12 protein-coding genes are annotated in these 12,140 nt (G+C 72.3%); 4 read left to right on the forward strand and 8 right to left on the reverse strand.

Annotated elements, in window-relative coordinates; genetic code table 11:
* Positions 1–99: 99 nt before the first annotated feature.
* The 5 genes from HPY23_RS25705 to HPY23_RS25725 all read right to left on the reverse strand — a co-directional run bounded on the left by HPY23_RS25705 (position 100) and on the right by HPY23_RS25725 (position 6,213).
* Positions 100–1,719, reverse strand: a complete 1,620-nt coding sequence (locus HPY23_RS25705) for an ABC transporter ATP-binding protein (RefSeq protein ID WP_060846359.1) — start codon at positions 1,717–1,719, stop codon at positions 100–102.
* 1 nt (position 1,720) lies between these two features.
* Entirely contained in the window at positions 1,721–2,602 is an 882-nt protein-coding gene (locus tag HPY23_RS25710) for an ABC transporter permease (RefSeq protein ID WP_236012476.1), read from the reverse strand.
* Positions 2,602–3,570: an ABC transporter permease gene (locus HPY23_RS25715; RefSeq protein ID WP_091886588.1), complete on the reverse strand. Its 969-nt coding sequence runs from the start codon at positions 3,568–3,570 to the stop codon at positions 2,602–2,604. Before HPY23_RS25715 ends, HPY23_RS25710 begins: the two co-directional genes overlap by 1 nt.
* Before the next feature lie 33 nt (positions 3,571–3,603).
* The gene (locus HPY23_RS25720) at positions 3,604–5,154 is read right to left on the reverse strand and encodes an ABC transporter substrate-binding protein (protein ID WP_091886585.1); all 1,551 of its coding nucleotides are present in this window, start codon (positions 5,152–5,154) and stop codon (positions 3,604–3,606) included.
* A gap of 291 nt (positions 5,155–5,445) precedes the next feature.
* Positions 5,446–6,213 (reverse strand): class II aldolase/adducin family protein, encoded by a 768-nt coding sequence (locus HPY23_RS25725; protein WP_200601512.1) that lies wholly within the window; start codon positions 6,211–6,213, stop codon positions 5,446–5,448.
* A 234-nt stretch (positions 6,214–6,447) separates the two neighbouring features.
* Here HPY23_RS25725 and HPY23_RS25730 point away from each other — a divergent pair, with 234 nt between their 5' ends.
* From HPY23_RS25730 to HPY23_RS25740, 3 genes are read left to right on the forward strand one after another with little or no spacing between them, the layout of a single operon-like run.
* A complete protein-coding gene (locus HPY23_RS25730) occupies positions 6,448–7,164 on the forward strand; it encodes a GntR family transcriptional regulator (protein WP_236012477.1) in 717 nt (238 codons plus the stop codon).
* Positions 7,161–8,189 carry a histone deacetylase family protein gene (locus HPY23_RS25735; RefSeq protein ID WP_091886578.1) on the forward strand — a complete coding sequence of 343 codons (1,029 nt, stop codon included), beginning with the start codon at positions 7,161–7,163 and terminating at the stop codon, positions 8,187–8,189. The genes HPY23_RS25730 and HPY23_RS25735 overlap by 4 nt, the downstream gene beginning before the upstream one ends.
* Before the next feature lie 9 nt (positions 8,190–8,198).
* Positions 8,199–8,519 (forward strand): cupin domain-containing protein, encoded by a 321-nt coding sequence (locus HPY23_RS25740; protein WP_091886575.1) that lies wholly within the window; start codon positions 8,199–8,201, stop codon positions 8,517–8,519.
* A 237-nt stretch (positions 8,520–8,756) separates the two neighbouring features.
* Here the strand turns inward: HPY23_RS25740 and HPY23_RS25745 are convergent, their stop codons facing one another.
* The 3 genes from HPY23_RS25745 to tsaD are packed head-to-tail and all read right to left on the reverse strand — an operon-like array spanning position 8,757 to position 11,691.
* On the reverse strand, positions 8,757–9,752 hold the full coding sequence (locus tag HPY23_RS25745; RefSeq protein WP_091886572.1) for an NAD(P)H-dependent glycerol-3-phosphate dehydrogenase: 996 nt from the start codon (positions 9,750–9,752) through the stop codon (positions 8,757–8,759).
* A complete protein-coding gene (locus tag HPY23_RS25750; protein WP_091886569.1) occupies positions 9,749–10,633 on the reverse strand; it encodes a GNAT family N-acetyltransferase in 885 nt (294 codons plus the stop codon). The genes HPY23_RS25745 and HPY23_RS25750 overlap by 4 nt, the downstream gene beginning before the upstream one ends.
* Entirely contained in the window at positions 10,630–11,691 is a 1,062-nt protein-coding gene (gene tsaD / locus HPY23_RS25755; protein ID WP_091886567.1) for a tRNA (adenosine(37)-N6)-threonylcarbamoyltransferase complex transferase subunit TsaD, read from the reverse strand. The genes HPY23_RS25750 and tsaD overlap by 4 nt, the downstream gene beginning before the upstream one ends.
* Before the next feature lie 172 nt (positions 11,692–11,863).
* Here tsaD and HPY23_RS25760 point away from each other — a divergent pair.
* The coding region (locus HPY23_RS25760; RefSeq protein WP_420891345.1) for a uroporphyrinogen-III synthase at positions 11,864–12,140 on the forward strand (277 nt) is incomplete at its 3' end.

Genomic DNA, 12,140 nt, shown 5'->3' on the forward strand with positions numbered 1-12,140 from the left:
TCGGAGAGTTCTGGAGCCCTCCTTCGAGGTCAGTCGATCTTTGATCGACCAACACCTCAGGATGAAGTCGATGATTGGAAAAGCGGGATCACAGGACCCTCACGCCGCCTGGCGCACCCGACCCGGCACGGCGTCGAGGAGCGCGCGGGTATAGGGATGCTCGGGGTTGGAAAAGAGCGCGCTCGCGGTCTTCAGCTCGACGATCTCGCCCTGGCGCATCACCGCGATCCGGTCGCAGATCTGGGCCGCCACCCGCAGGTCGTGGGTGATGAACAGCATCGACAGGCCGAGCCGCGCCTTCAGGTCCTCGAGCAGCGCCAGCACCTGGGCCTGGACCGAGACGTCGAGGGCCGAGACCGCCTCGTCGGCGACCAGCACCTCGGGTTCGAGAGCCAGCGCCCGGGCGATGCCGATGCGCTGGCGCTGGCCGCCGGAGAATTCGTGGGGAAAGCGATCGAGCGCCCTCTCGTCGAGGCCGACGAGGGAAAGGAGGCGGCGCGCCCGCTCCATCGCCTCGGTCAGCGGCACGCCGTGCGCCACCGGCCCGTCGGCGATGATCCTGCCCACGCTGCGGCGCGGGTTGAGCGAGGCGAAGGGGTCCTGAAACACCATCTGGATGCGGCTGCGGGCCTGGCGCAGGGCCTCGCCCTTCAAGCCGGTCAGGTCGGTGTCGCCCAGCCGCACCCGGCCGGAATCGGGCTCGATCAGGCGCATCACCAGGCGGGCGACCGAGGATTTTCCCGAGCCGGATTCGCCGACGAGGCCGAGCGTCTCGCCGCGATGGAGCGCGAAGGCGACGTCCCGGGCCGCGGCCGTGCGGCGCTTGGCGCGAAACAGGCCGCCGCCGGTGACGTAGGTCTTCTGCAGTCCCGTGACCTCGACCGCCTTCGGGCCCGAGAGGGGAGGCCGGCTCGGCGGATCCATGGTCGGCACGGCGGCGAGCAGGGTCTTCGTGTAGGCGGCCTGCGGCCGGCCGAGCACGGCGCTCGCCGGTCCCTCCTCGACCACCCGGCCGTGGCGCAGAACCAGCACCCGGTCGGCGATCTCGGCGACGACGCCGAAATCGTGGGTGATGAACAACACCGCCATGTTGCGACGGGTCTGGAGGTCGCGGATCAACTTGAGGATCTGGGCTTGCGTGGTCACGTCCAGCGCCGTCGTCGGCTCGTCGGCCACCAGCACGGCGGGTTCGAGCGCCAGCGCCATCGCGATCATCGCCCGCTGGCGCTGCCCGCCCGAGAGCTGGTGGGGATAGGAGCGGACGATCTGCCCGGGGTTGGGCAGCCCGACCTCGCCGGCCAGCGCCACCGCGCGGGCGCGGCGCTCCTTCGGCGTCAGCTGACCGTGAGCCTCGAACATCTCGGCCATCTGGTCGCCGATCCGCATCAGCGGGTTCAACGCCGTCATCGGCTCCTGGAAGATCATCGCGATCCGCCGGCCGCGGGTATCCCGCCAGCCGGCTTCGTCCTGGGCAAGCAGGTCGGTCTCGCCGAAGCGGATCGCTCCGGAGACCGGCCGCACCGCCTTCGGCAGCAGGCCCATCAGGGCGTGGGCGCACATCGACTTGCCCGAGCCCGATTCGCCGACGAGGCACAGGATCTCGCCGGCCACGAGGTCGAACGACACGCCGTCGACGGCGTTCGGCCGGTCGCCGCCCTCGGGGAGGGCGAGGCTCAGGTTACGCACCGAGACGGCGGCGCGGGTCACGTCGGCATCCATCTCAGCGCTCCCGGGACATGCGCGGGTTGAGGGCGTCGTTCAGCCCCTCGCCGATCAGGTTGAGGGCGAGCACGGTGAGCAGGATCAGCACGCCCGGGAAGGCGGTGATCCACCAGGCCTGCCGGATCACCGTGCGGCCGGCCCCGACCATGAAGCCCCAGGACATCCGGTTCGGGTCGCCGAGCCCGAGGAACGAGAGCGAGGATTCGAGCAGGATCGCGGTCGCGACCATCAGGGACGCCAGCACCACGATCGGCGACAGGGTGTTCGGCAAGACCTCCCGGCGCAGGATGGTGAAGGTGGTCTGTCCCGTCACGATCGCCGCCTGGACGTATTCGCGCGAGCGCAAGGACAGCACCTCGCCGCGCACCAGCCGCGTCACCGGCGGCCAGCTGACGAGCGCGATGGCGAGGATCATCGAGGACAGCGAGGGCTGCAGGATCGCCACCAGCACGATGGCGAGCGCGAAGCTCGGCACGGTCTGGAACAGCTCGGTGAAGCGCATCAGGGCATCGTCGACCCGGCCGCCGAGATAGCCGGCGAGCGCGCCGAGCGGCACGCCGATGAGGAGGGCGGCGAGCGTCGAGACGAGGCCGACGATCAGCGAGACCCCGGCCCCGTGCATCAGCCCGGCGGCGATGTCGCGCCCGAGCGCGTCGGTGCCGAGCGGCACCCGCTCCAGGGTGAAGGGCGGCACGAAGGGGCGCTGCACCATGCGCCAGGGCGAGGTCGGGTAGAGCACCGGCGCCAGCAGGGCCGCGGCGACGACGACGGCGAGGATCACCAGCCCGAACACCGCGCCCGGATGGCGCAGGAAGGCGGCGAGGGGCCCGCGGCGGCGGCGGGCCGGCGCCGGAGCGCTCAACGGGAGGGCGCCGCTCATCAGGCCACCTCGATGCGGGGATCGACCGCGCGGTAGACCACGTCGGTGACGAGGTTGAAGACCAGCACCATCGCGGAGGAGACCACGAAGACGCCCAGCAGCAGGTTGTAGTCGCGCTGGAGCAGCGCCTCGTACATCAGCCGTCCGATCCCCGGCCAGGCGAAGACCGTTTCGGTGAGCACCGCGCCGCCGACCAGCGTCCCGGCCTGGAGGCCGGCGAGCGTCACCACCGGCAGGAGCGCGTTGCGCAGGATGTGGCGGCGCTGGATCACCCCCTCGGTCAGGCCCTTGGCCCGCGCCGTCTTCACGAAATCGAGGCGCGAGACCTCCAGCATCGAGGAGCGGGTCATCCGCACGTAGACCGCCATGAAGAACAGCCCCAGAGTCATGGCCGGCAGCACCAGGTGGTGGGCGATGTCGAGGACGCGAGCGAGCCCGGTATAGCCGGCTCCCACGGTCTCGAAGCCGAAGCTCGGCAGCCAGTCGAGCCGGACCGAGAACAGCAGGATCGCCATCAGCGACACCCAGAACAGCGGCGTGGCGTAGAACAGGAGCGCGAGCCCGGTGATCGCGGTGTCGGCCAGGGTGCCCGCCCGCCGCGCGGCGAGCGCGCCGAGCAGCACCCCGAGCGAGAGCGAGACCGCGAAGGCGCTGCCGGTCAGCAGCAGGGTCGCCGGCAGCCGTTCGCCGATCAGCGTCGCCACCGGCAACTGCTGGCGCACCGAATAGCCGAGATCGAGCTTGGCCATGCTGCCGAGGTAGGCGCCAAGCTGGCTCGGCAGCGGCTGGTCGAGGGCGAACTTTTCCCGAAGCTGGGCGATGAAGGCCTCGTCGCCCGCCCCCGCCTCGCCCGCCATCACCAGGGCCGGGTCGCCCGGCGCGAGGCGGATCAGGAAGAAGTTCAGGACCACGATGGCGAGGAGCACCACGACTCCCTTCGCGATCCGCTGCGCGACGAAACCCAGCATGCCGTCAGTCCTCAGCGCTCGATCCAAGAAGCGTCATCGCTCGATCCATGCGTCCCGGAAGCCGTCGTTGACCCCGATGCCGGTGGTGACGAGGTCGTGGACCTTGCAGCGGGTGATGGTGGGGAATTGCAGTTCCAGGAGCCAGGCCACCGGCGCGTCCTCGACCAGCGTCTTCTGCACCGCCTCGTAGATCGGCCGGCGCTTGTCGTCGCCGACCGCCGAGGCGCCCTCGGCGAAGGCGGTATCGACGCTCGGGTTGGAATAGCCCTCGACGTTGTTGAACGGCGAGCCCTTGGCGATCTGCGACGTGACGTAGTTGCGGCCGACGCCCAAGGCGGGGTCACCATATTGATAGAGGTAGGTGAAGGCGATGTCGTAGTCCCAGTCGGACGTCTTCTGGTTCCAGCCGGCGACGTCGGTGGCGACGAGCTCGACCTTGATGCCGGCATCCTCCAGGTTCTGCTTCACGGCCTCGGCCCAGCGCTGCCAGGTCTCGCCGTAGGGCAGCGGCAGCAGGCGGACAGGCTCGCCCTTGTAGCCCGCCTCCTTCAGGAGCGCCTTGGCCTTGGCGGGATCGTAGGAATACTTCGCGGCCTTCGGGTCGTGGTAGCGGACGGTGGAGGAGAACGGGCCGGTCGCCGGCTTGCCGAGCCCGTTCCACACCACGTCGCGGGCGAAGTCGCGGTCGAGCGCGTAGGACACCGCCTGGCGGAAGGCCTTGTTGGCGGTCGGGCCCTTGCGGTTGTTGAGCCACAGCCAGGAATGCGGGCTGAAGAACTCCCAGCCCTTGGTGGTCGAGCAGGCGCCCTTGAGCGAGGACAGGCGCTGCACGTCGAAGTTCTCGACCGAGCCGCCGGGCAGGATGTCGACCTTGCCGGTCTCGAACGCCACGGCGCGAGCGGCGGCGTCGGGGATCACGTGCCAGTAGATCTCGTCGAGATAGGGTTTTCCCGCGACGTGGTAATTCGGGTTCTTCGTGAGCCGGATGTACGAGCCCTTCTTCCACTCCTTGAACATGTAGGGGCCGGTACCGATCGGCGTGTTGTTGGCCGGGTTGGTCTTGTAGTCGGTGCCGGCATAGATGTGCTTCGGGATCATCGGCAGCGAGCCGACCTCGAAGATGCCGAGGAACGGGCCGAACGGCTCGGAGAGGGTGAACACCACCGTGTACGGGTCGGGCGCCGTCACGCTGGCGACGCGCGCCAGGTTGCCGCGGGCGCGGGCATGGGTCTGGCGCAAAAGCTCGACCGAGAACACCACGTCGTCGGCGGTGAACGGCTTGCCGTCGTGCCAGGTGGCGTTCTTGACCAGCTTGAAGGTGTAGGTCTTGCCGTCCTCGGACGCGCTCCAGCTCTCGGCGAGGCCGGGCAGGGGCTTGAGGGCGGAATCGTAGCGCAGCAGGCCCTCGTAGATGTTGCCGGCCACCATCTGGGTCGGGCCGTTCTGCACCATCGCCAGCATCAGGCCGGGCGGCTCGGGCTGGATCACCGCGTTGGCGGTGCCGCCGGGCTTCGGCGTTTGCGCGAAGGCCGTGCCGGCGAGCGCCAGGGAGAGCACGGTGCCGGCCAGAATCGTCTTGAGCATCGGTTGTCCCTCTTGGTCCCTGTCGCGGCGTGGGAGCGCATGCACCACGAATGGCGCGCATTCTCCTCTCCCCGCCGGGCGGGGAGAGGGCTCCGGCGACCTTGTCGTCGACGGAGCGAGGCGTCAGCCGAGGGTGAGGGGGTGTTTCCGGAGGAGCCTCATCCGTCGAGACCCCCTCACCCTCGCCCTTCGGGCTCGCTGCCGACCCGGCGAGGGGTCGGCAGCCCTCTCCCCGCCCGCGGGGAGAGGAGGAACCCGCGCTCTATGCGGCAGCGGGCGGTTTGCTCGGCTCTACTCTTTGTAATCCGGGTCGCTGCGCTCCAGCATGCGCTTGAACGCGTCCCATTCGGTGTCGGGCAGCTGTCCCGTCTCCATCTTGTCGTAGAACGAGGCGTACTGGCCGGCGGTCTTCGTCGCGACCGCCGCCGAGGGACGGATCAGCGGAGCGCCGGCGGCTTGCAGCGCCAGTTGCGCCCGGCACGAGCGCTCGACGTTGTGCATCAGCTTGAACGCCTCCGCCACCGAGCGGCCGCAGGTCAGCATGCCGTGGTTGCGCAGCACCATCACGGGCTTGTCGCCGAGATCGGCCACCAGGCGCTGGCGCTCGTCGAGGTCGAGCGCGATGCCCTCGTAGTCGTGGTAGGCCAGCCGCCCGGCGAACTGCATCGACCATTGGTTGAGCGGCAGCAGCCCCTCTTCCTGGCACGACACGGCGACGCCCGCGACCGTGTGGGTGTGGAGCACGCACAGCGCGTCCTCCCGAGCGGCATGGACCGCGCTGTGGATGGTGAAGCCGGCCGGGTTGATGCCGAGCCCGCAGGGATCGTCGACCACCTTACCTTCGAGGTCGACGGTGACGAGGTTGCCGGCGGTCACCTCCTCGAACCGCAACCCGTAGGGATTGATCAGGAAGCGGTGCTCCGGTCCGGGCAGGCGGGCCGAGATGTGGGTGTAGATGCTGTCGTCGAGGCCCAGCCGATGGATCAGCCGGTAGGTCGCCGCGAGGTCGACGCGGATGCGCTGCACCTCGTCGGCATGCGGATGAGCGGATGACGACATCGGACCTCCTCGCGGAAAGGTTCGTGGCGGCCCTGGGCGCCACGACATCTTCACGTGTACGGACGAAGCGGCGCGAAGACCTCACACCGACGGCCGCATGCAGGGCCGGACGGCTCACGACATCACCCGGCATGAGCCTAGACTGACCCGGCCTTGCACGACGATCAAGCCAAAAGTGTCGACAATCGACGCCTACGCATTGCACAATCCGGCCGCGGAGGTGCGATGCGTACGATGTCCCGACCCGTCGGATTGCCGGTGCTGGCCGAGAGCGATCTCGTGCGCCAGGTCGCGCGCCGGCTCACCGACGCGATCGTGCAGGGACGGTTGCCGCCCGGCGCGAAGGTGGCGGAGGCGGCGGTGGCCCGCGAGCTCGGCATCAGCCGGGCGCCGGTGCGGGAGGCCGCGCGCCTCCTCGAGAGCCAGGGCCTGCTCGAGGCCTCGCCGCGGCGCGGCTTCTTCGTGCGCGAACTCTCGGCGCGGGACGTCGACGAGCTCTACGCCCTGCGCCTGTGCGTCGAGCGCCATGCGGCGGTCGAGGCGGCACGGCGCCTGACCCCGGAGGCCCGGGACGCCCTGCGCCGCCAGCTCGACCTGATGCGCGATCTGGCCAGGCGCGACGACCCCGCCACCATCGTCGAGGCCGACTACCAGTTCCACCGCCTGATCTGCGAGGCCGCCGGCAACGCCCGGCTGCTGCGCCTGTTCGACGGGCTGGCCTCGGAATTGCGGATCGTCATCGGGCTGATCGGCCATCTCTACGACGATCCCGACGAGATCGCCCGCACCCACGAGCCGGTGCTGGCGGCCATCGAGGCCGGCCACCCGGAGCGGATCGTCGCCCATGTCGACCACCATATCGGCGTCGCCCGCCGGGAGGTGGTCCGGCTGCTCGAGGGCCTCGCCCCCCAGAGCCCCGCATCCCACAGCCAGACACCGGAGTCCCCATGAAGGCCGTCCATTCCGAGGACCACCGCAGCCACGATCCGAAGTTCTTCCTGGTCCGCGGCCAGGTGAAGCCGGCCGCGGACCAGCCCGAGCGGGCCGACCGGCTGCTCGCCGGCCTCGCGGCCGGGAACCACGCGGTGGTGGCGCCGCAAGCCCACGGCATCGGCGCGAGGGCCCGGGTCCACAGCCCCGATTACCTCGCCTTCATGGCCGAGGCCTGGGAAGCCTGGGAGGCGCTGCCGGACCACGGGTCCGAGATGATCGCCAACATCCATCCGGTGCGCGAGGCCGCGACCTACCCGACCCACATCGTCGGCCGGCTCGGCTGGCACACGGTCGACACCGCCTGCCCGATCGGGCCGGGGACCTACGCGGCCGCCGCCGCGGCGACCGACGTCGCGGCGAGCGCGGCGCAACTCGTGCTGGACGGCGAGGACGCGGCCTATGCGCTCTGCCGCCCGCCCGGCCACCACGCCTATCGCGACCGGGCAGGCGGCCATTGCTACTTCAACAACAGCGCGGTCGCCGCCGCCGCCTTGCGCCAGCGCCACGCCCGGGTCGCGGTGCTCGACGTCGACGTGCACCACGGCAACGGCACGCAAGGGATCTTCTACCGCGACCCCTCGGTGCTCACCGTCTCGCTCCACGCCGACCCGCGCGGCTTCTACCCCTTCGTCTGGGGCTACGCCCACGAGCGCGGCGAGGGGGAGGGGATCGGCGCCAACCTGAACCTGCCGCTGGCGCTCGGCACCGGCGACGACGCCTATCTCGACGTGCTGGAGGGCGTGGCGAGCCGAACCGTGAAGGCCTTCGCCCCCACGGCGCTGGTGGTGGCGCTCGGCCTCGACGCCTCGGAGCACGATCCGCTGGCGGGGCTCGCCATCACCACCGAGGGCTTCTCGCGCATCGGCGCGGCGCTCGGGCGGCTCGGCCTGCCGACCGTGCTGGTGCAGGAGGGCGGCTACCTCTCCGACCTCCTGGCCACGAACCTGACGGCGGTGCTCGCCGGCTTCGAATCCGCCCGATAGGAGACCCCGATGGCCTTCGCCTGCACGATTCCCGCGGTCCCGACCGTCCAGGTCGACGACGAGACCGTCCGCATCACCCGGTGGGATTTCCCACCCGGCGCCGTCATCGGCTGGCACGAGCACGGCTGGCCCTACTTCGTGGTGATGATCACCGAGGGCACCCTGCGGATCCACGACGGCACGACCGTCACCGAGGTACCGCTCGACCACGGCCAGTCCTATCGCCGCCCGGCCGGCATCCGCCACGACGTCCAGAACGGCTCCGACCACCCGATCGCCTTCGTGGAGATCGAGGTGAAGCGGCCGGAGGGGCTGGCGCCGGCCGGGTGAAACGGCGTCCCGTCCCTGATGGGTGTCCGTCGTCGTCGGCGGCACCCGACTCGGTGCCGGCAGCTGGAGGACGGGGAGGCCGGCCCAGCTGAAGCAGACGCCTGCCAGAGGGCAGTGAACGTCCGATGACGGCTGGGCGATGTTCGCGGTGCCTCCACCCGGTCCGACCATGCCGTTCCGTGCGGACTGCCCTTCACCGGCGATACGGTCGCCGGATGGTCCATCCCGGAGACCGTCTCACTCCTCCGCGCGCAGCGGCCGGCTGAGCAGGCCGCCGATGGCGTCGTCGAGCTGCAGCGTGCCGGCGACCAGACCGGCCACCGCCTCGGCCACCGGCATCTCGACCTCGCGCCGCCGGGCGAGCGCCACCAGCCCGGAGGCGGTCAGCGCGCCCTCGGCGAGCTTGCCGCCGGCGGCCTCCTCGAGGCTCGCACCGCGCCCGAGGCGCTCGCCGAAGGCGAAGTTGCGCGACTGCGCCGAGGCCGCCGAGAGCACGAGGTCGCCGAGGCCCGACAGCCCCATCAGGGTCTCGGGCCGGGCCTCCCAGGCGCGGGCAAAGCGCATCAATTCGGCGAAGCTGCGGGCGACGAGGGCGGCCCGGGCGCTCTCGCCGAGGCCGCGCCCGATCGCCGCCCCGCAGGCGATGGCGAGCACGTTCTTAGCCGCCCCGCCGATCTCGACCCCGCGCGGGTCGCTGCCGTGATAGACCCGGAAGGTCAAGCCCGACAGGGCGGCGGCGAGCGCGGCCGCGAGCGGCCCGTCCCGGCTCGCGAGCGTCACGGCGGTGGGCAGCCCGCGGGCGACGTCGGCCGCGAAGCTCGGACCGGAGAGGACAGCGAGGCTGGCCCCGGGCGCGACCTGTGCCGCCACGTCGGTCATGAAGGCGTCGGTGCCGCGCTCGATGCCCTTGGCACACAGGATCAGGGCGGCGCCGGGTGCGAGATGGGGGTACAAGGCCGTCAGCACCCCGCGCAGGGTCTGGGCCGGCGTCACCACCAGCACCGCCTCGGCCTCGGCGAGCGTCGCCGGGTCGGCGGTGGGGACGACGCCCGGATGAAGCGGCACCCCGGGCAGGTGGCGGGCATTCTCGCGCGTGCCGGCCATGGCGGCGGCGGCGCCCGCGTCGCGCATCCAGAGCGTCACCCGCCGCGGCGCGGAGGCCGCCGCCGCGTTGGCGAGCGCCGTGCCCCAGGCGCCGCCGCCCAGGACCGCGACCGGCCCGATGGTGTTCATGCTGCGTCTCCGGCGAGAAAATCCGCCGCCGCCAGCCGGTAGAGGCGGTGGGGCCGCAGCGGGTGGCCCTCGGGCAGGGCCGGGTGGTCGAACCCGCCGACCGCCGCCATGCCGAGGCGCTCCATCACCCGCCAGGACGGCGCGTTGAGGTCGGCGGTATAGGCGACGATCTCCGGCAGGGCGCAGCGGGCGAAGGCGTCGGCGAGGGCGAGCCGCGCGCCGCGGATCGCGAAGCCCCGGCCCCAGGCCGGACGGGCGAGGCGCCAGCCGATCTCGACGAGACCGGTCTCGCGGCCGAGGAGCGCGCCGAGCGGCAGCGGCCGGGCCGGGCGCCAGCAGCCGACGAAGCCGACGAAGCCCTCCGGCGCCTCGACCGCCCAGGGACCGAACCCGTCCTCGTCGAAGCGGCGGGCGAGCGCCCGCGCCTCGGTCTGGCTCTCCCGCGCGGTCTTCGACGCGGGGAAGAACCGCATCACCGCCGGATCGGCGCAGAGCGCCGCGAAGGGCGCGTCGTCGGCCAGCCGCCAGCGCCGCAGCGCGAACCCGTCGCCGGGCAGGCTGGCGGGGGGCTTGGGCACCGGGCGCTTGCGCCGCCACAGCAGCGAGCGGTGGTTGAGCACCGCGAGGTCCTGCCGTCCCTCCAGCACCGCCTCGCCGAGCGCCAGGGCGACATCGAGACGCTCTGGCGGCATGTTGGCCCAGGCGGGCGGCGCCACGCTCTCGCGCCAGGGCCCGCCGCAGGCGTTGTCGAGCAGGATGCGAGCGAAGCAATGGTTGCGCGAGACCGGCCAGTCCGGTCGGCCGCTCGCCGCCTCGGGCAGGCGCTCGTCGACCAGGGCCCGCCAGCGGCGCCTCTGCACCTCGGCGTCGGCGGGACTCATCCGGCCGCGGGGGACTGGGCGTCGGACCGGGCCTGCGCGAAGGGCCAGCGCGGGCGGGCCGGCGCCGTGATGTCGTCGGTGAGGCCGAGGCGCAGGCGCTCGATCCCCGCCCAGGCGATCATCGCGCCGTTGTCGCCGCACAGCGGCAGGGGCGGGGCGACGAGGGGCAGGCCGGCCTCGCCCGCCTGGTGGGTCAGGGCCCGGCGCAGGGCCCCGTTCGCCGCGACGCCGCCGGCGGCGACGAGCGCGGTCGGATGCCCGGCGACACCGCCGAAATCACGCAGCGCGACCCGCACCCGGTCGACCACCACGTCGACCACCGCCGCCTGGAAGCCGGCGCAGAGGTCGGCGACGTCCTGGTTGGTGAGCGGCGCGATCCGCTCGGCCTCGATCCGCAGGGCGGTCTTGAGGCCCGAGAGGGAGAAGTTCGGCTCGCGCCGGCCGAGCATCGGGCGCGGCAGGGCGAAGCGCTCGGGGTCGCCGCTCTCGGCGGCGCGCTCGACCTCGGGGCCGCCCGGATAGCCGAGGCCCAGGAGCTTGGCCACCTTGTCGAACGCCTCGCCGATCGCGTCGTCGATGGTGCCGCCCAGCCGCACGTAGTCGCCGACGCCCTTCACGGCGACGAGCTGGGTGTGGCCGCCGGAGGCGAGCAGCAGCAGGTAGGGAAAGGCGAGGTTGTCGGTCAACCGGGCCGTCAGCGCGTGCGCCTCGAGATGGTTGACCGCGACGAGGGGCTTTCTCGCGACCAGCGCCAGGGTCTTGCCGGTGACGAGGCCGACGAGCACGCCGCCGATCAGGCCCGGACCCGCCGCCACCGCGATGCCGTCGAGGTCGGCGAGGCGCAGGGAGGCGGTGTCGAGGGCCCGGGCGACCAGGCGGTCGAGCACCTCGACATGGGCGCGGGCGGCGATCTCCGGCACCACCCCGCCATAGGCGGCGTGCTCGGCGATCTGGCTCAGCACCTCGTTGGAGCGGATGACGGCGCGCCCGTCCTCCTCCACCGCCACGATCGCGGCCGCGGTCTCGTCGCAGGTGGTCTCGATCCCGAGGACGTTCATGGCGTGGGGGTGGTCTCGCGAGGGGGCTGGCACGCCGCGCGGCGGCCGGTATGGTGCCACCAGATAACCCGCCGGCGCGGGGCCGGCCAAGGGGCGATCGCAGCGACGGTGCGATCGGTCGACGGCCGCCCGGGCCGGAGGCGGGAAGGGGAGGCGGGAAGGGGAGGGTTGCGTGACGGGGCCGAGGGAAGGCGGGACCGCCCTGCGGGTCTGGGTCGCGCGGCCGCTGCCGGCCGGCCGGCGCACGGCCGAGCGCGTCGCCGCCCTCGGCCACCGGCCGCTCCTCGCCCCGGTCCTCGACCTCGCCGCCAGCGGCGCCCCGCCGCCCGACGGCACCTTCGACGCCCTGGTGCTGACGAGCGCGAGCGCGGTGGCGCCGGTGGCGGGCACGCGGTTCGCGGCGCTGCCGGCCTATTGCGTCGGCGCGCGCACCGCGGCCGTCGCCCGGG

Source organism: Methylobacterium ajmalii (assembly GCF_016613415.1).
GTDB classification, from domain to species: Bacteria; Pseudomonadota; Alphaproteobacteria; order Rhizobiales; family Beijerinckiaceae; genus Methylobacterium; species Methylobacterium ajmalii.

Coding starts and splice junctions, on each gene's coding strand:
- HPY23_RS25705 (WP_060846359.1), bottom strand. CDS start 1,719: ATGGATGCCGACGTGACCCGCGCCGCCGTCTCGGTGCGTAACCTGAGC.
- HPY23_RS25710 (WP_236012476.1), bottom strand. CDS start 2,602: ATGAGCGGCGCCCTCCCGTTGAGCGCTCCGGCGCCGGCCCGCCGCCGC.
- HPY23_RS25715 (WP_091886588.1), bottom strand. CDS start 3,570: ATGCTGGGTTTCGTCGCGCAGCGGATCGCGAAGGGAGTCGTGGTGCTC.
- HPY23_RS25720 (WP_091886585.1), bottom strand. CDS start 5,154: ATGCTCAAGACGATTCTGGCCGGCACCGTGCTCTCCCTGGCGCTCGCC.
- HPY23_RS25725 (WP_200601512.1), bottom strand. CDS start 6,213: ATGTCGTCATCCGCTCATCCGCATGCCGACGAGGTGCAGCGCATCCGC.
- HPY23_RS25730 (WP_236012477.1), top strand. CDS start 6,448: ATGTCCCGACCCGTCGGATTGCCGGTGCTGGCCGAGAGCGATCTCGTG.
- HPY23_RS25735 (WP_091886578.1), top strand. CDS start 7,161: ATGAAGGCCGTCCATTCCGAGGACCACCGCAGCCACGATCCGAAGTTC.
- HPY23_RS25740 (WP_091886575.1), top strand. CDS start 8,199: ATGGCCTTCGCCTGCACGATTCCCGCGGTCCCGACCGTCCAGGTCGAC.
- HPY23_RS25745 (WP_091886572.1), bottom strand. CDS start 9,752: ATGAACACCATCGGGCCGGTCGCGGTCCTGGGCGGCGGCGCCTGGGGC.
- HPY23_RS25750 (WP_091886569.1), bottom strand. CDS start 10,633: ATGAGTCCCGCCGACGCCGAGGTGCAGAGGCGCCGCTGGCGGGCCCTG.
- tsaD (WP_091886567.1), bottom strand. CDS start 11,691: ATGAACGTCCTCGGGATCGAGACCACCTGCGACGAGACCGCGGCCGCG.